Below are 20,399 nucleotides of genomic sequence, written 5' to 3' on the forward strand. Positions count from 1 at the left end.
ATAACACGTTGCATGTGAGGTGGCATGTCGGACGAGTACGACGTGGTGGTGGCCGGAAGCGGCGCCGCCGGGATGACCGCCGCGCTCGCCGCCGCCCATCGCGGCCTTTCCGTGGTGGTGCTGGAAAAGGCAGCCTGCTTCGGCGGTTCGACCGCCCGCTCCGGCGGGGGCGTCTGGCTGCCCGGCAACCACGCGCTGCGCGCCGCGGGCATCGAAGAACCACCCGAACGCGCGAGGCAGTACCTGGAATCGATCGTCGGCGACGTGGTGCCCGAGCACCTGCGCACGGCCTTCCTCGACCACGGCCCCGAGGTGCTGGAGTTCGTCACGCGGCACACGCCGCTGGAGTTCCAGTGGGTCCCGGGCTACAGCGACTACCACCCCGAGGCGCCCGGCGGACGTCCCGGCGGCCGGTCCGTCGAACCGAAACCGCTCGACGGCAAACTGCTCGGCAGCGACCTGGCGCAGCTCGAACCGCCGTACAGCGCACCGCCGCTCGGCGTGCCGATCACCCAGTCGGACTACCGCTGGCTGAGCCTGATCGCCCGGCATCCGCGCGGATTCGCCCGGATGCTGTCGCTCGGGAGGAAATGGCTGGTCGGACGCGTCCGCGGCCAGCAGCTGCTGTCCATGGGGCAAGCGCTTGCGGCCGGGCTGCGGAAGGGCCTGCGCGATGCGGGCGTCGAGATTCTGCTGGACACGCCGCTGGTCGACCTGCAGGTGGAGAACGACGTCGTCACCGGCATCGTGGCCCGCCGCGACGGCACCGAAACGCTGTTCCGCGCGCGTCGCGGCGTGGTGCTGGCCTGCGGCGGCTTCGAGCACAACGAAGAGATGCGCACCAAGTACCAGCGCGCGCCGATCGGCACCGAATGGACCGTCGGCGCGGCGGCGAACACCGGCGACGGCATCAACGCCGGACTCAAGCTCGGCGCGGCGACCGAACTGATGGACGACGCCTGGTGGGGACCGACGTTCCCGCTCACCGGCGGCCCGTGGTTCGCGCTCGCGGAACGCTCCCGGCCCGGCTGCCTGATGGTCGACGCCCAGGGCACGCGGTTCGTCAACGAATCCGCGCCGTATGTCGAGGCCGTGCACGCGATGTACGGCGACGGCGACGGGCCGGGCAAGCACGTCCCGGCGTGGCTGGTGTTCGACCAGCGCTACCGCGACCGCTACCTGTTCACCGGCCTCGGCCCGCGGCAGCCGCTGCCCGGGCGCTGGTACCAGGCCGGGATCGTGGCGAAGTCCGCGACGCTGGCCGGGCTCGCCGAGAAGATCGACGTGCCCGCCGAAGCGCTGGAACAGACCGTCACGCGGTTCAACGGCTTCGCCCGCAAGGGCGTCGACGACGACTTCCAGCGCGGGCTCAGCGCCTACGACCACTACTACGGCGACCCGCGCAACCGCCCCAACCCGAGCCTCGGCGAACTGGCCAAGGCCCCGTACTACGCGGTCCGCGTGGCGCCCGGCGACCTGGGCACCAAGGGCGGGCTGCGCATCGACGAGAACGCCCGCGTCCTGCGCGAGGACGGCACGGTCGTGCCCGGTCTCTACGCGGCGGGCAACACCAGCGCACCGGTGATGGGCCGGACCTACGCCGGGCCGGGCGCGACCATCGGCCCGGCGATGGTGTTCGGCTACCTTGCGGCACAGGCGCTGGCCAACGAAGATCAGACCGGCACGGGAGGCAGGCAGTGACGCCGAAGACCGATGGATCGCAGATCCGCACGATCGACGCCGGGGCGCCCCCGGCGCGGTACGCCCGCGGCTGGCACTGCCTCGGGCTCGCCGACAGCTTCCGCGACGGCAACCCGCACGCCATCCAGGCATTCGGCACGAAGCTCGTCGTGTTCGCCGACACCGCCGGGAAGCTGAACGTGCTCGACGGATACTGCCGGCACATGGGCGGCGACCTGACCCAGGGCTCGGTGAAGGGCGACGAGGTCGCCTGCCCGTTCCACGACTGGCGCTGGGGCGGCGACGGCAAGTGCAAGTCGATCCCGTACGCCAAGCGGGTTCCGCTGCGGGCGCGCACGCGGGCGTGGCAGGTGCTGGAGGAGAACAAGCAGCTGTTCGTCTGGCACGACCCGGAGGGCAACCCGCCGCCGGAGAACGTCGTGATCCCGCGCGTCGAGGGCGCGTTCAGCGACGAGTGGAGCAACTGGACCTGGGACTCGATCCTGATCGAGAACGCCAACTGCCGCGAGATCATCGACAACGTGGTGGACATGGCGCACTTCTTCTACATCCACTACGCCTTCCCGACGTATTTCAAGAACGTGTTCGAGGGCCACATCGCCACCCAGTACCTCAACACCAAGGGCCGCCCGGACATGGGCATGGCGTCCAATTACGGCGGCGAGGAAAACCTGCTGCGCTCGGAGGCTTCGTATTTCGGGCCCTCCTACATGATCAACTGGCTGGTGAACTCCTTCCAGGGCTTCGAAATCGAGAACGTGCTGATCAACTGCCACTACCCGGTTTCGCCCACGTCGTTCGTGCTGCAGTGGGGCATCATGGTGAAGAAGATGCCCGGCGTTTCCGACGAGCACGCGGACAAGATCGCCGCGAAGCTCGCGAAGGGCATCGGCGTCGGCTTCCTGCAGGACGTGGAGATCTGGAAGAACAAGACCAAGATCGACAACCCGCTGCTGTGCGAGGAGGACGGCCCGGTCTATCAGCTGCGCCGCTGGTACGAACAGTTCTACGTGGACGCCGCGGACGTCACCGAGGACATGACGCGCCGGTTCGAGTTCGAAGTGGACACCACGAAGGCGAACGAGGCGTGGGCGGCCGAGGTGCAGGAGAACCTGGCGCGCCAGCGGGCGGAGGCCGAGGCGGCGGCCGCGTCGGCCCCGTCGGAGGAGGCTGGGGTGTGACGGCCGAAGCCACGGAATTCCTCACCTCCGGGCTGCGGCCGCACGAATGCCGCAGCTGCGGAACCTGTGTGCTGGTCAAGAAAAACAGCCTGAAGCACACCAGCATCCAGTGGACCACCGACGCCGCGACGAGCTGCCCGGTGTTCGCCGCGCACGCCGCGTCGGGCGGCAACACCGCGTTGCTGGACACCTGCGAGAAACTCGCGGACAGCATCGACAGCGCGGTGCGGGACGGCGATTTCGGGCAGGTGCGCCATGACTGAGGTCGTCACGCTCACCGTCGCCGAGGTGATCGAGGAAACCGCGGACGCCCGGTCCATTGTGTTCACCGTCCCGGAGGAGCATCTCGACCGGTTCGCCTACTCCCCCGGGCAATTCCTCACGCTGCGGATTCCGAGCGACCAAACGGGTTCCGTCGCGCGCTGCTATTCGCTTTCGAGCGCGCCGCACGAGGGCCGGGTGCAGGTCACGGTCAAGCGGACCGCCGACGGGTACGGCTCGAATTGGGTGTGCGACGAGCTTCGGGTGGGCGCGACGATCGACGTGCTGCGACCGTCCGGCGTGTTCTGTCCGTCCTCTTTGGATAGCGACTTCCTGCTGTTCGCCGCGGGCAGCGGGATCACGCCGGTGATGTCGATCCTCAAGTCCGCGCTGGAAGAGGGCAGCGGCCACGTAGTGCTGGTTTACGCGAACCGCGATGAACAGTCGGTGATTTTCGCCGCGGAATTGCGCGAGCTGGCCGAGCGGTTCGGCGACCGGCTCACCGTGGTGCATTGGCTGGAAAGCCTGCAGGGCCTGCCGACTGTCGCCGCGTTGCGGGCGCTCGCCCAGCCTTACGCGGGGCACGAAGCGTTCCTCTGCGGCCCGGCTCCGTTCATGGCCGCCGCACAGGACGCGTTGCGCGAACTCGGCGCGCCGCGGGAACGCGTGCACGTGGAGAAGTTCCACTCGCTCACCGGAAATCCCTTCGCGGACGAACCGGAACCCGTAGCCGACACAGGGGACGCCGGCGGCGAGACCACCGAGCTCACCGTAGACCTGGACGGCGAGACCCGGCAGCTGTCCTGGCCGCGGCAGCGGAAGCTGCTCGACCATCTGCTCGCCGAGGGCCTCGAAGCGCCGTACTCCTGCCGCGAGGGCCAGTGCAGCGCGTGTGCGTGCCGCATCACCTCCGGCGAGGTGAAAATGCTGAACAACGAGGTGCTGGACGCCGAGGACATCGCCGACGGGATCGTGCTGGCCTGCCAGTCGGTACCGTTGACCGACGAGGTGTCCGTCAGTTACGAGTGAGTGGAGAGCCCGTGCCCATCGACCCCGCGCTCGCGATCGGCGCCGATCTCGGCGAGGTCCCTTTCGCGTGGACGCCGTCCGACGTGCTGCTTTATCACCTCGCCGTGGGTGCGGGCGCGGATCCGGTGTCCGAACGCGAACTGCGCTACACCTACGAGCGCGACCTGCGCGTGCTGCCGACCTTCGCCACCGTCGCGGCGAACCTGCGCACCTTCGAGCCGCCGAAGCTGAAGTTCCCCGGCGTCGACATCGACCTGGCGAAAGTCCTGCACGGCAAGCAAGAGATCGAACTGCACCGGCCGATCCCGGTCGAGGGCAAGGCGGTCGCGCGCACCCGGATCGCCGACGTCTTCGACAAGGGCAAGGCCGCGGTGCTGGTGCAGGAGACCGAGGTCGCCGACGAGTCCGGCGCTCCACTGTGGACAGCCCGGTCCAGCATCTTCGCCCGCGGCGAGGGCGGCTTCGGCGGCGAACGCGGGCCGTCCGACAAGATCGAGTGGCCCGGCCGCGAACCGGACGCGGTGCTCGACGTGCCGACGCTGCCCCAGCAGGCGCTTCTGTACCGGCTGTGCGGCGACCGCAATCCGCTGCACGCCGACCCGGAGTTCGCCAAGGCCGCCGGATTCGACCGGCCGATCCTGCACGGGCTGTGCACGTACGGCGTGGTCGCGAAGGCCGTGGTCGACGCGTTCCTCGACGGCGATCCCGAACGCGTCTCGGCATTCGGGACGAAGTTCGCCGGCGTCGTGTTCCCCGGCGAAAACCTGCGCGTGCGCGTGTGGCGCGAAAACGGACGTCTGCTGGTCACGACCACCGCACCGGAGCGCGACGACGCTCCTGTGCTGGCCGACACAGTGCTGACGCCCCGCTGAGCATCGGGACCGTTATACGGTTGTCCCATGGCGGACGAGCGAGACGGCACCTTCTTCGTGGTGCGCGGGCCAGTCGAGCCGGGCGACAAGCGCGGCCGTGAGCTGGGCTTCCCCACCGCGAACATCGCGCTGCGCGACCAGCGCGGCGAACTCGGCGACGGGGTGTGGGCCGGCTGGGCGGAGCGCGCGGACGGCACGCGCGTGGCCGCCGCGGTGTCCGTGGGCCGCCGCCCGACGTACTACGGGGCCGACGGCTACCGGCTGGTCGAAGCCTTCCTGCTCGACTTCGAGGGCGACCTGTACGGCGAGCGCCTCACCGTCTGGCTCGGCAAGCACCTGCGCAATCAGCAGGCCTACGGCTCCTCGCAGGAGCTGATCGACGCGCTGGGCCACGATGTCGCCGCGACGCGCGAATGGGTCGCCGCCCACCCCGCAGAGGCGCTGCCGAAGCTGGCCGAGTTCCCGCCGGACGGCGAAGTCCGGCGCCTGGGCTGAGTCAGACTGCCGCCAGCAGCATGACTCCCATGCCCGCGCCCATCGCGGCGCGGCACAGCGTGCGCGACGCGTGCCCCGGCACCGTCGTGCCGCGCGACCGCATCGCGACCACGCCGGAGCGGACCGCGTCCACCACGAAGTAGGCCGCCGCGGCTATCGCGAGCACCGGCCACGCCAGTTTGGCGTCCATTGTGGACATCGTCAGCCACGGTCCGTGCGCCATTCCGCCGTGCGGCATCGCCGTGACCATGTACAGCATCGCCGCCGCCGACAGCGCGTGATGCGCACAGCTGTGTCCTTCCGAGCGGCCTTGCCAGGCGGACCAGGCGAACCAGCCCGCGGTCAGCACCAGCACCGCCTGCCAGCCCGCCGCCGGGATCGGGCCGCCGACCGGGGACAGCATCGCCACCATCGCCACGACGAGGAGCAGCTCGGCGAGATCGCCGTTGCGCACCCGATGGCCGAGGCGGACGTAATCGAGCCTCACCAGCCGCAGCACGCACGGCAGGGCCAGCAACGCGAACAGTGCGGTGAACAGCCAGGCCAGCGGGACATTCACCTCGGCACCTCACTCCTCTGGACACGCAGCGTCACCTGGTCCTTACCACCGTGACACGCGCCAGGTGCGGGGCACCAGCCAGCAATGAGGTGATCCGCGTTGACCCACAAGGGTTATGCGCCCGGGGGCAAGCCCCGCTACTCTTGTCCGATGCGCCCGCTTCGGTACTCCATCAACATCACGCTGGACGGTTGTTGCGATCACCGGGCCGGCCTCCCGGACGAGGAACTGCACCGGCACGCGACCGAGATCATCGCCAGCGCCGACGCTCTCCTGTTCGGCCGGGTGATCTACGAGATGATGGAAGCCGCGTGGGGACCGTCCGCGCCGGCCGGCGAGCGACCGGACTGGATGCAACCGTTCGCCCGGACGATCGACGCGGCGAAGAAGTACGTCGTGTCGAGCACTCTCGAGCGCGTCGACTGGAATGCCGAACTCGTGCGCGGCGACCTGCGCGAAGCGGTGCTCCGGCTCAAAGACCAGCCCGGCGAGGGTTTGTACACCGGCGGGGTGCAGCTGCCGCTCGCGCTGGCTTCGATGGGGCTGATCGACGAGTACGAGTTCGTGGTGCACCCCCGGATCGCGGGACACGGGCCGACGTTGTTCGCCGGGCTGCCCGAGTACCTCGACCTGAAGCTCGTGGACCGGCAGGAGTTCGCCGCGGGAGCGGTAGCGCTGCGTTACGTGCCGAAGAAGCCTCAGCGAGCCTGAGTCAGCACCAGCCCGCTCGTCGGGACGCCGGTTCCCGCCGTGACCACCGCGGTACCGGCGTTCGAGACCTGATTCGCCGCTGTGCCGCGCAGCTGCCGGATCGCCTCCGCGATGCCGTTCATGCCGTGGATGTACGCCTCCCCGAGCTGGCCGCCGTGCGGGTTGAGCGGCAGCTTCCCGTCGAGGGTCAGCGTGTCGCCCGCGATGAAGTCCTTCGCCTCGCCGCGCCCGCAGAAGCCCAGTTCCTCCAGCTGCATCAGCACGTACGGGGTGAAGTGGTCGTACAGCACCGCGACGTCCACATCGGACGGTCCGATCCCGGACTGCGCCCACAGCTGCCGCCCGACCACGCCCATTTCCGGCAGCGCGGCGAGATCGTCGCGGTAGTAGCTGGTCATCACGTACTGGTCCGGTCCGCTCCCCTGCGCCGCCGCCGAAACCACGACCGGTTCCTGCCGCAGGTCGCGCGCGCGTTCGAGGCTGGTGATCACCAGTGCGACGCCGCCGTCGCTTTCCTGGCAGCAATCGAGCAGGTGCAACGGTTCCGCGACCCAGCGCGAGGCCTGGTGCTCCTCCAGCGTGATCGGCCGGCCGTGGAACCAGGCGTTCGGGTTGGTCGCCGCGTGCGCCCTGTCGATGACCGCGATCTTGCCGAAATCCTCGCTGGTGGCCCCGTATTCGTGCAGATACCGCTGCGCGACCATCGCCACCGTCGCGGCCGGGGTCGCGATGCCCATCGGGTAGTGGAACGCATTGTCCACACCGGAGGTGTTCACCTGCTGGGCCGCGGCCGCCGACACCCGCCCGAACCGCATGCCGGACCGTTCGTTGAATGCCCGGTACGCCACCACGACGTCGGCGATCCCGCTGGCGACCGCCATCGCCGCTTGCTGCACGGTCGCCGCCGCCGCGCCGCCGCCGTAATGCACCCGGCTGAAGAATGTCAGCTCCGGGATGCCCAGTTCGCGGGCGAGCGCGATTTCCGCGTTGCCGTCCATGGTGAACGACACCATTCCGTCCACATCGGACGGAGTCAGCCCGGCGTCCGCCAATGCGTGGCTCACGCACTCGGCCGCCAACCGCAGCTCGCTGCGTCCGGAATCCTTGGAGAACTCCGTCGCGCCGATCCCGGCGATGGCGGTGGTCCCGGTGAACGTCATGCGTCCTCCCGCGGCAGCGTCAGCGAAACCGTGCCGGTCACGTGCGCGCCCAGACTGTCCATAGCGGACACTTCGAGTTCGAGGTCGGCACCGTCGCGGGCGGTGACCCGGCCGGTGAAAGTGAGCGTGTCCCCGGCGTAGCACGGCACGCCGAGCCGGATCTTGATCGAGCGGATGAGCGCCTGCGGACCGGCCCATTCGCTCACGTACCGCTGCACGAGCCCGGTGTCGGTGAGAATATTCAGGAAGATGTCCTTTGACCCGCGCGCGACGGCGGCGTCCCGGTCGTGGTGCACGTCTTGGAAATCCCGGGTCGCCAGCGCCGTGCTGATCACGAACGTCGGAGTCGCCTCGAGCACCATCGGCGGCAGTTCGGTGCCGACTGCGGCAGTCATCGCGCCACCTTCCACGCGGGCAGGGTCAATTCGTCGTCGACGCGCACGAACGCGGCGGTCACCGGGAGTCCGATGTGGACCTCGTCCGGTTCGGCGTCCAGCAGTTCGGCCATCACCCGCACGCCTTCCTCGAGTTCCACCAGCGCGACCACGAACGGCAACCGCTTGCCCGGCACCGCCGGATGGTGGTGCACGACGAAGCTGTAGACCGTTCCGCGGCCGCTGGCGACGACGTAGTCCGGAACCGTGTCGAGAGATCCGTCCGGCGGCATCGGGCCGGGCGGATGGCGCAGCACGTCGCCCCAGCGCTGGATGCGCAGTTCGCCCTCGCGCAGGCCGTCCCAGAAGAACTTGGTGTCGTGGCTGATCACCGGCCGCAGCACGGGCGACGGCGGCGGTTCCGGTTCGCGCGGACGTAACTTCAGCACGCGGAACACCATGTCCGCCACCAGTTCCCCGTCGACGTACCAATTCGTCCGGGTGGTGACGAACCAGCCCTCGCCGAGCCCGGTGCGCTTCGGGCCGGTGACGTCCTCCAGCAGGTTCGTGGTCGAAACGTGCTCGCCGGGCCGCAGGTAGCGGTGATAGGTCTGCTCGGAGTTGGTGGCCACAATGGACGTATACCCGGCCTCGTCGAGCACGGTGAGGATCGCGCCGAGCGGGTCGTCGTCGCCGCGCACGCCGTGCAGCCCCGGCATCGTCCACACCTGCGCCATCGCCGGCGGCGCGACGAGTCCCTTGTGGACACTCGTCTCGGCGAACTCCTCGTCGGTGTAGACCGGATTGGCGTCGCCGATCGCCTCGACCCAGTTGTTCACCATCGCCTGGTTCACCGGATCGCGCGCGTACCTCGGCGCGCTTTCGCCCTGTGCGGCGATTTTCGCGGCGGCTTCCTCGATCGTCATCGCGGCACCCTCGGCAGGTTCAGTCCGGCGGAGGCGATCAGTTCGCGCTGGATCTCGCTGACGCCCCCGCCGAACGTCAGCACCAGGTTCCGTTTCGCCAGCACGTCGAGCCATTCGGCGAGTTCCGCGGTGTCCGGGTCGGCGAGGTCGCCGTGCCGTCCGACCAGCTCCTCCAGCAGCCGCCCGATCCGCTGGATCCGCTCGGAGGAGAACACCTTCGTCGCCGACGCGTCGGCGATCTCGACCGACCCGTGCGCCGCTGCCGCCGCGACCTGCCAGTTCAGCAGTTCGTTGACCCGCGCGACCGCGAACGTCTCGGCCAGCACCGCGCGCACGTCCGGAAGGTCGAGCAGCGCCGTGCCGTCCGGGGTCCGGCGCGCCGCCGCCCACGCCCAGACGCGGTCGTGCAGGCCGCCGATCCGCCCGGCCGGACCGAGCATCACGCGCTCGTGGTTGAGTTGCGTGGTGATCAGCCGCCAGCCGCGGTTTTCCTCTCCCACCAGCATGTTGGCCGGCACGCGGACGTTTTCGTAGAAGGTCGCGTTGACGTGGTGCGCGCCGTCGCAGGTGATGATCGGCGTCCACGAATAGCCGGGGTCGCGGGTGTCCACGATGAGAATCGAGATGCCCTTGTGTTTCGGCGCGTCCGGGTCGGTGCGCACGGCGAGCCAGACGTAGTCCGCGTCGTGCCCGCCGGTGGTGAAGATTTTCTGGCCGTTGATCACGTAATCGTCGCCGTCGCGCACCGCGCGCGTGCGCAGCGAGGCGAGGTCCGTCCCGGCTTCCGGCTCGGTGTACCCGATGGCGAAATGCACCTCCCCGGCCAGAATCTTCGGCAGGAACAGGGCCTTCTGTTCCTCGGTGCCGAAGGCCTGCAACGTCGGCCCGACCGTCTGCAGCGTCACCGACGGCAGCTGGACGTCCGCGCGAGCGGCTTCGTCGACGAAGATGTGCTGCTCGATCTCGCCGAAACCGCCGCCGCCGTACTCCTTGGGCCAGCCGACGCCGAGCTTCCCGTCGCGGCCCATCCGGCGCACGACGTCGCGGTACACCTGGCCGTGCCGCTCCCGCAGCAACGCCCGGCGCTCGTCGGCGGTCAGCAGGCCCGCGAAGTACTCGCGCAGTTGCGCCCGCAGTTCCTGTTGTGCGGCCGTCAGTTCGATGTGCATGCTCACCCCGCCACTCGTTCGCCCAGCCGGCCGAGCCGGTGCGCTGCTCCCCCGATCGCGCGGCCGAGGTCCTTCACCGCCGAGGAATACCGATGCAGCGGGTAGGTGCGGTCGACGCCGACGCCGCCGTGCAGGTGATGACAGATCGCCAGCGCGGACGGCGCTTCCTCGGTCAGCCAGTACGCGGCGATGTCCAGTTCGGTGTCCGCGTCCAAGCCGGACGCCAGCCGCCATACCGCCGACACCGCGGCCAGGTGCACGGTGCGGGAAGCGACGTAGACGTCCGCGATTTGCTGTGCCACCGCTTGGAAAGTCGCGAGGGGACGGCCGAATTGCGTGCGCTCGCCGACGTGCTGGGCAGTCAACGCCAGCGCTCCGGCGAGCAGCCCGTCGCCGAGCGCGACTGCTCCGGCCAACGCGTAACGGTGCAGCGTCTGCACTGCATGCCCGGCCGTACGGTCACGCAGGAAGTCCGCTTCGCTCACCCGGGCACCGTCGAACCGCACGGTGTATTCCGGCGTCCCGGTCGCGTTGTACGCGGGCAGCACTTCGACCCCGTCCGCGCGCGGATCCACGAGCGCGACACCGGTGCCGCCCGGCAACGCGATCGGCGTGAGAATCCGCACTGCCTCCGCCGCGTACGGCACGTGCGTCTTGACGCCGGTGACCGCCCACGCGCCGTCCGCCGCCGCCCCGCTGGTCCCGGGGAGGGAGGTCAGCGGCGCGGACGGTTCGTGCAAGGCGGCAGTGAGAATGGTCTCCCCCGCTGCCGCGGGCGGCAGGAACTCGGCGCGCTGCGCCGGGGTGCCGAGCGCCTCGATCGGGAGGATCCCGAGCGCCAGCACGGCGTACGCGGGCACGGCCGCCGCGGCCCGGCCCACCTCGGTGAGCACCGGGCCGACGTGGCCGACGCCGAGCCCGTCGCCGCCGAGGTCGGCGGGCAGGGGCAGGGCGAGCAGGCCCGCGTCGGCCAGCGCTTTCCACTGGTCCGCGGGTTCGTCGGCCTTCCCGAGCACCTGCGCGGCGAGCGAGGCGATCTCGCCCTGCGTATCGTCGGGGGTGAAGTCCACTCCGGTCTCCTTCCACCTAGGTGGAACACGTTCTATTGTTAGCCGGTATGGGCTGGCTCGGCAACCCCCAGAACCCGGGGCCGGGCTGTGGATCGACCGGGCGAGCGGAGAGGGGCGGCACGCCGACGTGGGTGCGGAACAAGTTCTCAAATCAGCGCTGGGCGACGTCGGTTGGCAAGCAACGCGGAAGCTCGCGACCATCCCGTCCACCGCGGGCGTCCCGGATCCGAAGCCGCTGTCGCTGCCCGGCCGGGGCCAAACGGTCGTGGTGGACGTCGGCCCGCGGCACGCGCCCGCGGTGATCCTGCTGCACTCGGTGGCCTGCACCGGGCTGCTCACCTGGTATCCCGCGCTGGAGCGGCTGTCGAAGAACCACCGGGTCGTGGTGTTCGACCAGCGCTGGCACGGCCAGGGCATCCGCTCGCAGGAGTTCAGCCTCGAAGACTGCGCGGACGACGTGGCGGCGGTCGCGGACGCGCTGGGGATCGGCCGGTTCATGGTCGCGGGCTACTCGATGGGCGGCATGGTCGGCCAGCTGACCGCCCACCGCTTCCCGGAGCGGGTCACCGGATTGGTCCTGTGCTCGACGGCGAGCAACTTCCGCCGAGGCATCCGGCAACGCGTGGCGCTCGACCTGTTCGGCCGCACGCTCCACCTCCTGCGCGACCAAGCGCGTATCGGCCTGGTCCCCGGCGAACCCCGCCGCGCACGCCTCGCCCGGCTGGAGGACCACCGGTGGGCACTGGAGGAATTCCGCTCGACGAGCCCCTGGGCGATCGCGGTCGCACTGGACGAGATCGGCCGCTTCGATTCGACACCGTGGCTGCACACCCTCACCCTGCCGACAGCGGTCGTGGTGACCTCGCGGGACGGGTTCATCGCTCCGGCGCACCAGCGGAGTCTCGCGCGACGGATCGCCGATGCGGCGACGTACGAGATCCCGGCGGGACATACCGCGTGTGTTTTCGCGGCGGACCAGTTCGTGGCCGCGCTGATGGCAGCGTGCACTTCGGTACAGGCAGCGATCGGCGTACAGGAGAGGGCGGCGGAGATCCCGGACTCGGCCTAGCAGTCGTGAGTGGCAATGCCGGTTAGAACCGTGATCGCCACTCACGAGGTCCTAGTACGTCGACACCAGATCCGCCGGACGAAGCTCCATCCGGTACGGCACCTCAAGCCGCACGACCTCGTCGCCTGTCGCCTCTCCGTCCAGCACGTATTCGCCGTCCGCCAGGCGGTAGCAGCTCAGCGTCGGCTCGTTCGGCTCGATCACCCAGTAGTACGGGCAGCCGGCGAGCGCGAGGCGGGCCGGCTTCAGGAAGCGGTCGATGTGCCTGCTCGACGGCGAGACCACCTCGACCGCCAGCACCGGGACGCCGACCAGCGCGCGTTCGGTGAACGTCTCGCGCCGGCCGACCACGACGTCCGGGATCATCACGGTGAACTCGTCGAGCACCACGTCCACCGGCGCGGGGAGGACCTCGCAGTCGGCAGGGCAGACCGGGGTGAGCGCGGCCAGGAGGCGCGCGACCACCCGCTGATGCAGCGGACGCGGGGACGGGCTCACCAGAAGCGTCCCGTCCACCAGTTCGTACCGGCGGTGTTCATCCGAGATCGTCTCCAGGTCCCGACGCGTGAGACGGTCGCCGTGCGCGAACATCGGGACTGTCATCATGCTGCCCCCGCAGGCGGGCCGACCGGAAACGACTCAGCCAGGGTAGTCGGGCACGCGCGGCAGCGCGAACCGCCCCGCGGCGGGCCGCCGACCCGGCCAGCCCATTCGCCGCCGCGCGCGCCCGGCGAATCGCTCACGGTAGGTCACCACAACGCGGAGAAATCGCCTCGGACAGCCCAGTCGTGCCCGGCGAACAGGTTCTTTCGCGGCGGCGGAGCGATTTATCTGAATCGCCATTCCGCGTCCAGTAAACGGCCATCACGGGATCACCTGACCGTTGCCTGGCCTCGCAAAACCCTCGCACAACCCGCTGTGGCGCATCCCGAAAGGAAACCCTATCATCGGCCGTGCGCGCGTCCCGTGAATGGGTGATTCAGCGGAATTTCACCATTTCGCACGCCATTCGCGCTCCGTGATTAACCGGCTGGACCGACGCGGCTCCTAGGCTGATCGGACGTCCCGGAATTCCTTCCTTCGGTGGTGGTCATGCCTGCCCCCAGCCGTCCGGCGTCCCTCTTCCGTCTCGACGGCTCCGCGGCGGAAACCGACCTGCTGACCCCGCTCTCCCCCGAACAGATCAGCGCCGACCGCCCGGTCGACCTGCCCGGCACGCGCGGCCGGCTCGTCGCGGGCGCGTTCCGCACCGAGGCCCCGCAATGGCTGCAGCACGCCGAAGCGCTCGGCGGCGGTCCGCTCGACCTGCCCTCGACGCTGCCCTTCGCCGTGCTGCTCGTGCCGCGCCCGCCGTGGACCTACGCGGTCACCTGGGGCGCGGGCCATCTCGTGCTCAACGACGAACACGTCGAGCAGGGTTTCGGGCTGCGCTTCGGAATCCGCCGGCTCGACCCGTTCGACCTCGGCCTGGTCGCGAGCGCCGCGCTGGACATTTCCGCGCGGGCCACGCAAGTCTCCATTCCGGGCGGCGGCGACCTGTCCGCATTCCGGCTCGAACCGTACGGCGATCTCGTGCACCGGCTCGCCGGTTCGGCGGATCTCACGGACCTGACCTACGGCCGGGTGACCGGCAAGCGCTACCGCATCCGCGTCGGCACCTCGCTGTGGGCGCCGCTGGCCAAGGATCCCGAGGCGTTCCTGGCCGACCTCGACGCGGTCGGAGCCGTGGTCGACGAACCGGACGAGGATTCCGCACTGCGGTTCATTTCCCAGACCCGCCCGATGGACCGGCACCATCCGCTCGTGCCCGAACTCGAACGGCAACTCGCCGAAGCACTCGGCGGCAGCGACGCGCTCGGCCTGGCGTGGCCGTCCAGCGCCGCGAACGACGCGGAGAACGCCGGTTCCTTCCGGATCACCGGCCTCGGCCCCGGCGGCCCGATCCACGTCCCCGGCCGCCTGGAACTGGAGCACCTGACCACGCGGCTCGGCGGGATTCCCGTTGAGCGGCGGCTGAAAGCCCTGCGGGCGGGCCGCATCACGACGTGCGCCGACGAGGCGGGTACGGAACCGACCGGAGCACCGCTGCCCGCCGCTCGCTGGCTGGTGTTCGAGACGACTGTCGAGCACACGCGGTACGTCTACCACCAGTCGCGCTGGTACCGGATCGGCGAGACTTATGTGGCACAGATGCGCGATCAGGTGCGCGATCTGCTGGCACGCAAGCATGTCTGGCCAGAGGTCACGTGGAAACCGAGCGGGCAACCCGATGACGAGCACCGGTACTGCCAGCGAGTCGCCGCTCTCGCGCCGGGATATCTCTGCCTGGACAAGGACTTCGCGAGCACTCCCCTGCATCCGCGGTTCGAGCTGTGCGATTTGCTGGGGCCTGGCGACGAGCTGATCCACGTCAAATGGCTGGGTCGCGCCACCGCGGCGAGCCACCTCTACACCCAAGCATTAGTGTCCGCCGAAGCTCTGCACGACGAGCCGGAAGCGTTGGCGCAGCTGGCCGATAAAGTGTCCACATTGGATCGCGGCCGTGTGCTGGGCGGCGCGCCGGACACCGTGGTGCTCGCCGCCGCCGGACGGGCGTGGAACGTGGACGAGCTGTTCACACTCTCGCAGGTCGCCTTGCTGCGGCTGGACCGGGCGGTGCGCAGCCTGCGCGCGACGCTGAAATTCGCCGACATCCCGCACACGGCGAAGCAACGGCACCGTCGCGGCGGAGGGTGACCAAACGGGCGAAAGCTGACAGCATGGCTCTCCGGATGGGGGCGATGTCTGAAACGTCTGAGAACGACACCGCCGGGCCCGCCGACGCCCGGTCGGCGGCGGCCGAACTCCGCGGTTACGCCGCCGAGTTCGACCGGGCCGCCGACGAGGCGGCCACCAGCCGGGTACGCGGCAAGATCCGGATCGTCGCGAGCGGTTTCGAGAATCACGATTTCGAGGGAGCCACAGCGCTGGCCAGCACGATGGACTCCGACTGCCGGGCCGCGATGCTGCAGTGCTCCTAGCCCCCGGTCACACCGGCGCGGCCTTGCTCAGCTCGTCCAGCGCCTCCGGCAACGCGTCCGCCAGCGGCCACAGATCCTTCACCAATTCCTTGGCCCCGAGCAACCCGACCCCCACCTTGCCGTCGTTCGACAGCACCGTGATGTTGAGCCCCGCCCCGTGGAAGACCGGCCCCAGCGGGTACAGCCCGGTGATCCGCGCACCCAGCAGATACAGCGGCATCGGCGGGCCGGGAACGTTCGAGATGATCAGGTTGTGCACCACCGGATGCCGTTCGGCCAGCCGCAGCGCCGAATACGCGCGCACGGCGAGCCCGAACACCGTCGCCGGGGAGAACTGGGCCCAGTCGGCGAGCATGTCGGCGTCGATGTCGTAATGGTGGTCCTTCGCCCGCCGGTTCGCCTCGGCCAGGAAGAACACGCGCGCGGCCGGATCCGGCAAATGAGTGGGCAGCGAAGCGAAAAAGGCGGACACCCGGTTGCTGCCGCGGTCGCGTTCCGTGCGTTCGTGCACGGACACCGGAACCGTCGCCACCAGCGGGTCGCCCGGCAGTTCGCCTCGGCTCAGCAGGAATTGCCGCAGGGCGCCGGAAACCAGCGCCAGCACCACGTCGTTCACGGTGACGCCGAACGCGTTCTTCACCTGCTTCACCGCATCCAGGTCCAGCTGCGCGAACGCGACTGAACGGTGTCCGGTGATGGTGCCGTTCAGCGAGGTCCGCGGCGCGGTGAACGGCACCGGCATCCCCTTGCCGCGCAATGCTTTTCCGAGCCACCGCGGGACCAGTTCCAGCAGCTCCGGCAGCAGCCGGGCGATCTCGAACGGCCGGTGCAGCAGCGAATCGGCGCTCTCGCGCAGCAGTCGCAGCCGGGTGGGCAGGCCGTCGTTGTGCTGTTCGCCGGCGGGCAGCTCCGGCAGCGGCGCGTCGGGTTCGAGCCCGGCGAGGTAGCCGATCAGGCTGGCCCCGCCGACGCCGTCGACGCTCGCGTGGTGCATTTTCAGCAGCACCGCCAGCCGTCCGTCCGACAGTCCTTCGATCACGTACAGCTGCCACAGCGGATGCGAACGGTCCAGCCGCTGCCCGGCGATGTGCGCGCACATCTCGGCGAGCTCGCGGTCGTCGCCCGGTGCCGGGAGGCCGATCCGGTGCACGTGATTGTCGAGGTCGAAATCCTCGTCCTCGACCCACACCGGATGGTTCAGGTTCCAGAGCGGATTGTGGAGTTTGCGGCGGAACGCCGGGATCACCGCGACGCGTTCGGCGAGGCGGCGCTTGAACTCCCCGAACGCGTAGCCGCCGGGCATGGTCGAGCCGTCGAGGGTGAGCAGGCCGCAGACGTGCAGGACCTGCGAGGGCGTCTCCAGGTAGAGGAAGCTCGCGTCCAGCCCGCTCAGTCGCTGCATGTCTTCCAGCGTAAGGCAGAACCCGGGCCGGGGCGCTCGGCGGAGGTAGCATCGGGCAGGTGAAACCGGACTTCGTGACCCGCCGGGCGGCGCAGCTCGGCCTCGCCGCGCTCGCCTTGCGTCCGCCGAAACCGCGGCCGACCTCGATCCCGGTGTTCTTCGCCGGCTGGCTCACCGGCGAACTCGCGCCGCACCTGCTCGCGCTCACCGCGGCCGACACCGCGCAGCACGTCGCGCGCCACGGGGTACGCCGCCGAGGCGACCGGGTCGGGCTGGCTTTGGCCGGGCTGTCCGCGGCCGGTTTCGCGTCGCTCATCGGAACCTCGCTGAAGGCGCGCCTCGAGGTCGAGGCCGCGCTCGTCGAAGCGCTCGGCGAGGACTACCGGGACCACCTCGAGAACCCTTCGGACTTCTCGACGCCGTGGGGACGCCTGCTGATGCCGTTCCGGATGCACGAGCCGGACGTCGTGCGCGACCGGAATGTCGCGTACGCCCCTGGCGGCAAACGGTTCCTGCTGGACGTCTACCGTCCGCGCGAGACGGTCCGGGACGCACCGGTCCTGCTGCAGATCCACGGCGGCGCGTGGACCATCGGCAACAAGGAACAGCAGGGTCTGCCGCTGATGCGCCACCTCGCCCGCCGCGGCTGGGTCTGCGTGGCTATCAACTACCCGCTCTCCCCCGCCTCGCGCTGGCCCGCGCACATCGTCGCGGCCAAACAAGCGCTCGCCTGGATCCGCGAGCACATCGCCGAGTACGGCGGCGACCCGCGGTTCGTCGCGGTCACCGGCGGTTCGGCGGGCGGGCATCTCGCCGCGTTGCTCGCGCTGAGCCAGAACGATCCGGCGCTGCAGCCCGGATTCGAGGAGGCGGACACGAGCGTACAGGCCTGCGTGCCGCACTACGGCGTGTACGACATCGCCGCGTCGACCGGCGAAGCGGAAAGCCGCTACCGGCTGGAAAGCCTGATGGCGCGGCGGGTGTTCGCCCCGGAGCACCGGATGGACGACTACCTCGCCGCGTCCCCGATGGACCGCGTCGCCGAGGACGCGCCGCCGTTCTTCGTGATCCACGGCAAGCACGATTCGCTCGTGCCGGTCGCGGAGGCGCGGGAGTTCGTCGCCCGGCTGCGCGCCAAATCCGCCCATCCGGTGGCGTACGCGGAACTCGCCGGCGCGCAGCACGCGTTCGACGTGTTCCCGTCAATCCGCAGCACGCACGTGGTGCGCGGCGTCGAGCATTTCCTCGACTGGGCGCACGCTCAGGCGTTGACGCCGGTCAGCGAGAAGAACTCCTGACGCGAGCGGGCGTCCTCGCGGAGGGTGCCCATCAGGGTGGACGTGACCGTGGACGAGCCGGTCGCCTGCACGCCGCGCAGGGTCATGCAGGTGTGCTCGGCCTCGATCACCACGCCGACGCCCTTCGGCGACAGCTGGTCGCCGAGCCAGCCCGCGATCTGCTTCGTCAGCCGCTCCTGCACCTGCGGACGGCACGCGAAATGCTCGACCACGCGCGCGAGCTTCGACAGCCCGAGGATCCGCTCGCCCGGCAGGTACCCGACGTGCGCGACCCCGGTGAACGGCAGCAGGTGGTGTTCGCAGACCGACCGGACCGGGATGTCGCGGGCCAGCACCAGCTCGTCGTAGCCCTCGTCGTTGGGGAACGTGGTGAGGTCGAACGAGCGCGGCGTGAACAGCTCGGCGTACGCGCGGGCCATCCGGCCGGGGGTGCCGCGCAGGCTCTCCGAATCGAGGCTGATGCCGAGCGCGCGCAGGAAGTCGCCCGCCGCGGTTTCGGCCGCGGCCAGGTCGAAGCCGGGGACGGGCTCGTGGACGACGCGGAGGGCGGTTCCGGACGACTGCATGGGCGATCCTCGGGCTTCGGGGGCGGCGGGACAGGGTTTCGCCGATAAATCTTTGTCTTATTGCCCGGTGGAGTCAATGTGACCAGGTGAACAAGCCAGGTGGCGGGTTCGGGGAACCTCGCTGGGCGTTATCGTGGGTGGGTGACGAGCGACCTGGCGACCATCCGCGCGGTAGCGGCGCTGGACGAGGACCTGCGCCGGGGGATGTACGCCTTCATCCGCGACGCAGGCCGCCCGGTGACGCGCGAGGAGGCGGCCGCGGCGGTCGGCATCTCGCGCAAGCTGGCCGCGTTCCACCTGGACAAACTCGTGACGGCCGGCCTCCTGCGCGCCCGCTACGAGACCGTCGGCGGCGTCCGCAAGGTGGGCCGCGCCCCGAAGGTCTACGAACCGGCGGCGACCGACTTCGCGATCACCATCCCGCCCCGGCACCCGGACGTCCTGGCCGCGATCCTGGTGGACGCGGTCGCGTCGGCGGCCCCCGGGGAACCGGCCCGGGACGCCGCCCTGCGCGAGGCCGGACGGCACGGTGCCGCGGCCGGCGCGGCCGAACGCGAACGCTCCCGGCCGGGCAGGCTGGGCACGGAACGCGGGCTGACGCTGACGAGCACGGTCCTGGCCCGCCACGGTTTCGAACCGAACCGCGAGACGCCGGTGTGCCTGCGACTGCGGAACTGCCCATTCCAGCCGCTGGCGGGCCGCGCGCCGGACCTGGTGTGCGGGATGACGGACCGGTTCCTGAGCGGGGTCGTGGAAGGCCTGCAGGTGCCGGGCGTGTCGACGGCCCGAGTCACGCCACGCGACGGCGGATGCTGCGTGGAACTTCGGGGGACGGAGTCAGCTGGGAGCTGACCGGTTTAGCCTGCGCTCGAGGCGAGCGGCGACGTGACCGAACTCCGCGACACCGCGACCGACAACCCAAGTCACGCCGCACGACAGAGGGCACCGTGTCGAGCTTCGAGGGACCGACTCAGGCCGGAGCTGACCGGGACTCCTTCATCCTGCGCTCCAGGTAGGCGGGAACGTCGCCGAGCTTGACGTGATCGTCGAAAACGCCGGTGCTGTCTTCGAAGACGGCTACGGAGTGATCGGGGACGACCAGGGCATCGAACTCGGTGCCGTCGAGGTCGAAGGAAAGCCACCAGTCCCACGGGGTGGTCGGTGCACGCGCCGATTCCGGGTAGAGCTCCACGACGACGCTCCGCGCCAGGCCGCGGGTTTCGAGGTCGGCTTTCCAAGCTCGGCAGAGGTCGAGCAGGAACGGGCGTTGCTGCGCCCACCTGCGGGGTTCGGACCGCACCCCGGCTCCCTGCTCGCGCCCAGCGGCTGCGGGTTCATCGCGAGTCATCGCCGCACTGTGCCAGACAGGTGGCCAGGAGACAGGTCATTTTCCTTTCGAGCAAAACGAGCGGCCGGATGACACCGCGCAGCTGCCCGGCTGCGCACGTCGAGCAGGTGCTTCACGACGTTCCGGTGTTCCGGCGTGCGGACGGTCGCCAGCACCCGGTCGCCCGCTTCCGGCGATCACCCGTCGCG

22 protein-coding genes are annotated in these 20,399 nt (G+C 70.0%); 12 read left to right on the forward strand and 10 right to left on the reverse strand.

What is annotated here, in order from left to right; all coding sequences use genetic code 11:
- Positions 1–24 precede the first annotated feature (24 nt).
- Genes kstD through H5411_RS03760 form a run of 6 tightly spaced genes read left to right on the forward strand, consistent with a single transcriptional unit; the run spans position 25 to position 5,539 of the window.
- Entirely contained in the window at positions 25–1,701 is a 1,677-nt protein-coding gene (gene kstD / locus H5411_RS03735) for a 3-oxosteroid 1-dehydrogenase (protein ID WP_183122958.1), read from the forward strand.
- Complete coding sequence (locus tag H5411_RS03740; RefSeq protein ID WP_101434750.1) at positions 1,698–2,882, forward strand: Rieske 2Fe-2S domain-containing protein; 1,185 nt, start codon at positions 1,698–1,700, stop codon at positions 2,880–2,882. The genes kstD and H5411_RS03740 overlap by 4 nt, the downstream gene beginning before the upstream one ends.
- Positions 2,879–3,145 carry a hypothetical protein gene (locus H5411_RS03745; protein WP_183122959.1) on the forward strand — a complete coding sequence of 89 codons (267 nt, stop codon included), beginning with the start codon at positions 2,879–2,881 and terminating at the stop codon, positions 3,143–3,145. Before H5411_RS03740 ends, H5411_RS03745 begins: the two co-directional genes overlap by 4 nt.
- Positions 3,138–4,172 carry a ferredoxin--NADP reductase gene (locus H5411_RS03750; RefSeq protein WP_183122960.1) on the forward strand — a complete coding sequence of 345 codons (1,035 nt, stop codon included), beginning with the start codon at positions 3,138–3,140 and terminating at the stop codon, positions 4,170–4,172. Before H5411_RS03745 ends, H5411_RS03750 begins: the two co-directional genes overlap by 8 nt.
- 11 nt (positions 4,173–4,183) lie before the next feature.
- Entirely contained in the window at positions 4,184–5,044 is an 861-nt protein-coding gene (locus H5411_RS03755; protein ID WP_183122961.1) for a MaoC/PaaZ C-terminal domain-containing protein, read from the forward strand.
- Between the two features lie 27 nt (positions 5,045–5,071).
- The gene (locus H5411_RS03760) at positions 5,072–5,539 is read left to right on the forward strand and encodes a riboflavin kinase (protein WP_183122962.1); all 468 of its coding nucleotides are present in this window, start codon (positions 5,072–5,074) and stop codon (positions 5,537–5,539) included.
- A 1-nt stretch (position 5,540) separates the two neighbouring features.
- Here H5411_RS03760 and H5411_RS03765 read toward each other — a convergent pair whose 3' ends face one another.
- Positions 5,541–6,098 (reverse strand): DUF5134 domain-containing protein, encoded by a 558-nt coding sequence (locus H5411_RS03765; protein WP_183122963.1) that lies wholly within the window; start codon positions 6,096–6,098, stop codon positions 5,541–5,543.
- Between the two features lie 150 nt (positions 6,099–6,248).
- Here H5411_RS03765 and H5411_RS03770 point away from each other — a divergent pair, with 150 nt between their 5' ends.
- Complete coding sequence (locus H5411_RS03770; RefSeq protein ID WP_101434756.1) at positions 6,249–6,809, forward strand: dihydrofolate reductase family protein; 561 nt, start codon at positions 6,249–6,251, stop codon at positions 6,807–6,809.
- Here the strand turns inward: H5411_RS03770 and H5411_RS03775 are convergent.
- From H5411_RS03775 to H5411_RS03795, 5 genes are read right to left on the reverse strand one after another with little or no spacing between them, the layout of a single operon-like run.
- Positions 6,797–7,969 carry a lipid-transfer protein gene (locus tag H5411_RS03775; protein ID WP_183122964.1) on the reverse strand — a complete coding sequence of 391 codons (1,173 nt, stop codon included), beginning with the start codon at positions 7,967–7,969 and terminating at the stop codon, positions 6,797–6,799. The genes H5411_RS03770 and H5411_RS03775 overlap by 13 nt on opposite strands.
- Positions 7,966–8,364 carry a MaoC family dehydratase gene (locus H5411_RS03780; RefSeq protein ID WP_101434758.1) on the reverse strand — a complete coding sequence of 133 codons (399 nt, stop codon included), beginning with the start codon at positions 8,362–8,364 and terminating at the stop codon, positions 7,966–7,968. Before H5411_RS03780 ends, H5411_RS03775 begins: the two co-directional genes overlap by 4 nt.
- Positions 8,361–9,269 carry a bifunctional MaoC family dehydratase N-terminal/OB-fold nucleic acid binding domain-containing protein gene (locus H5411_RS03785; RefSeq protein ID WP_183122965.1) on the reverse strand — a complete coding sequence of 303 codons (909 nt, stop codon included), beginning with the start codon at positions 9,267–9,269 and terminating at the stop codon, positions 8,361–8,363. Before H5411_RS03785 ends, H5411_RS03780 begins: the two co-directional genes overlap by 4 nt.
- Entirely contained in the window at positions 9,266–10,438 is a 1,173-nt protein-coding gene (locus tag H5411_RS03790; RefSeq protein WP_183122995.1) for an acyl-CoA dehydrogenase family protein, read from the reverse strand. The genes H5411_RS03785 and H5411_RS03790 overlap by 4 nt, the downstream gene beginning before the upstream one ends.
- A gap of 2 nt (positions 10,439–10,440) precedes the next feature.
- Positions 10,441–11,508 (reverse strand): acyl-CoA dehydrogenase family protein, encoded by a 1,068-nt coding sequence (locus tag H5411_RS03795; protein WP_183122966.1) that lies wholly within the window; start codon positions 11,506–11,508, stop codon positions 10,441–10,443.
- Between the two features lie 127 nt (positions 11,509–11,635).
- On the opposite strand from H5411_RS03795, the gene H5411_RS03800 reads away from it, so the two are divergent.
- On the forward strand, positions 11,636–12,577 hold the full coding sequence (locus H5411_RS03800) for an alpha/beta fold hydrolase (RefSeq protein WP_183122967.1): 942 nt from the start codon (positions 11,636–11,638) through the stop codon (positions 12,575–12,577).
- Positions 12,578–12,628: 51 nt separating this feature from the next.
- Here H5411_RS03800 and H5411_RS03805 read toward each other — a convergent pair whose 3' ends face one another.
- A complete protein-coding gene (locus H5411_RS03805; RefSeq protein WP_101434763.1) occupies positions 12,629–13,168 on the reverse strand; it encodes a Uma2 family endonuclease in 540 nt (179 codons plus the stop codon).
- A gap of 501 nt (positions 13,169–13,669) precedes the next feature.
- Between H5411_RS03805 and H5411_RS03810 the strand changes: the two genes are divergently transcribed.
- Positions 13,670–15,313, forward strand: a complete 1,644-nt coding sequence (locus H5411_RS03810) for a TIGR04141 family sporadically distributed protein (RefSeq protein WP_101440669.1) — start codon at positions 13,670–13,672, stop codon at positions 15,311–15,313.
- 44 nt (positions 15,314–15,357) lie between these two features.
- Positions 15,358–15,597, forward strand: coding sequence for a hypothetical protein (locus H5411_RS03815; protein ID WP_101434764.1), 240 nt, complete (start codon positions 15,358–15,360; stop codon positions 15,595–15,597).
- Between the two features lie 7 nt (positions 15,598–15,604).
- Here the strand turns inward: H5411_RS03815 and H5411_RS03820 are convergent, their stop codons facing one another.
- Complete coding sequence (locus H5411_RS03820) at positions 15,605–16,999, reverse strand: WS/DGAT/MGAT family O-acyltransferase (RefSeq protein ID WP_101434765.1); 1,395 nt, start codon at positions 16,997–16,999, stop codon at positions 15,605–15,607.
- Positions 17,000–17,058: 59 nt separating this feature from the next.
- Between H5411_RS03820 and H5411_RS03825 the strand changes: the two genes are divergently transcribed.
- On the forward strand, positions 17,059–18,297 hold the full coding sequence (locus tag H5411_RS03825) for an alpha/beta hydrolase (protein ID WP_183122968.1): 1,239 nt from the start codon (positions 17,059–17,061) through the stop codon (positions 18,295–18,297).
- Here the strand turns inward: H5411_RS03825 and folE are convergent.
- Positions 18,261–18,863 carry a GTP cyclohydrolase I FolE gene (gene folE / locus H5411_RS03830; protein ID WP_101434767.1) on the reverse strand — a complete coding sequence of 201 codons (603 nt, stop codon included), beginning with the start codon at positions 18,861–18,863 and terminating at the stop codon, positions 18,261–18,263. The two genes, H5411_RS03825 and folE, sit on opposite strands and share 37 nt — an antisense overlap.
- A 141-nt stretch (positions 18,864–19,004) precedes the next feature.
- Between folE and H5411_RS03835 the strand changes: the two genes are divergently transcribed.
- Positions 19,005–19,715: a helix-turn-helix transcriptional regulator gene (locus H5411_RS03835; RefSeq protein WP_183122969.1), complete on the forward strand. Its 711-nt coding sequence runs from the start codon at positions 19,005–19,007 to the stop codon at positions 19,713–19,715.
- A 118-nt stretch (positions 19,716–19,833) separates the two neighbouring features.
- Here the strand turns inward: H5411_RS03835 and H5411_RS03840 are convergent, their stop codons facing one another.
- On the reverse strand, positions 19,834–20,211 hold the full coding sequence (locus tag H5411_RS03840) for a hypothetical protein (protein ID WP_183122970.1): 378 nt from the start codon (positions 20,209–20,211) through the stop codon (positions 19,834–19,836).
- Between the last annotated feature and the right edge of the window lie 188 nt (positions 20,212–20,399).

The organism is Amycolatopsis echigonensis (assembly GCF_014174495.1).
In the GTDB taxonomy this organism is placed as follows: domain Bacteria; phylum Actinomycetota; class Actinomycetes; order Mycobacteriales; family Pseudonocardiaceae; genus Amycolatopsis; species Amycolatopsis echigonensis.

Coding starts and splice junctions, on each gene's coding strand:
- kstD (WP_183122958.1), top strand. CDS start 25: ATGTCGGACGAGTACGACGTGGTGGTGGCCGGAAGCGGCGCCGCCGGG.
- H5411_RS03750 (WP_183122960.1), top strand. CDS start 3,138: ATGACTGAGGTCGTCACGCTCACCGTCGCCGAGGTGATCGAGGAAACC.
- H5411_RS03760 (WP_183122962.1), top strand. CDS start 5,072: ATGGCGGACGAGCGAGACGGCACCTTCTTCGTGGTGCGCGGGCCAGTC.
- H5411_RS03770 (WP_101434756.1), top strand. CDS start 6,249: ATGCGCCCGCTTCGGTACTCCATCAACATCACGCTGGACGGTTGTTGC.
- H5411_RS03775 (WP_183122964.1), bottom strand. CDS start 7,969: ATGACGTTCACCGGGACCACCGCCATCGCCGGGATCGGCGCGACGGAG.
- H5411_RS03780 (WP_101434758.1), bottom strand. CDS start 8,364: ATGACTGCCGCAGTCGGCACCGAACTGCCGCCGATGGTGCTCGAGGCG.
- H5411_RS03785 (WP_183122965.1), bottom strand. CDS start 9,269: ATGACGATCGAGGAAGCCGCCGCGAAAATCGCCGCACAGGGCGAAAGC.
- H5411_RS03790 (WP_183122995.1), bottom strand. CDS start 10,438: ATGCACATCGAACTGACGGCCGCACAACAGGAACTGCGGGCGCAACTG.
- H5411_RS03805 (WP_101434763.1), bottom strand. CDS start 13,168: ATGTTCGCGCACGGCGACCGTCTCACGCGTCGGGACCTGGAGACGATC.
- H5411_RS03810 (WP_101440669.1), top strand. CDS start 13,670: ATGCCTGCCCCCAGCCGTCCGGCGTCCCTCTTCCGTCTCGACGGCTCC.
- H5411_RS03815 (WP_101434764.1), top strand. CDS start 15,358: ATGTCTGAAACGTCTGAGAACGACACCGCCGGGCCCGCCGACGCCCGG.
- H5411_RS03820 (WP_101434765.1), bottom strand. CDS start 16,999: ATGCAGCGACTGAGCGGGCTGGACGCGAGCTTCCTCTACCTGGAGACG.
- folE (WP_101434767.1), bottom strand. CDS start 18,863: ATGCAGTCGTCCGGAACCGCCCTCCGCGTCGTCCACGAGCCCGTCCCC.
- H5411_RS03840 (WP_183122970.1), bottom strand. CDS start 20,211: ATGACTCGCGATGAACCCGCAGCCGCTGGGCGCGAGCAGGGAGCCGGG.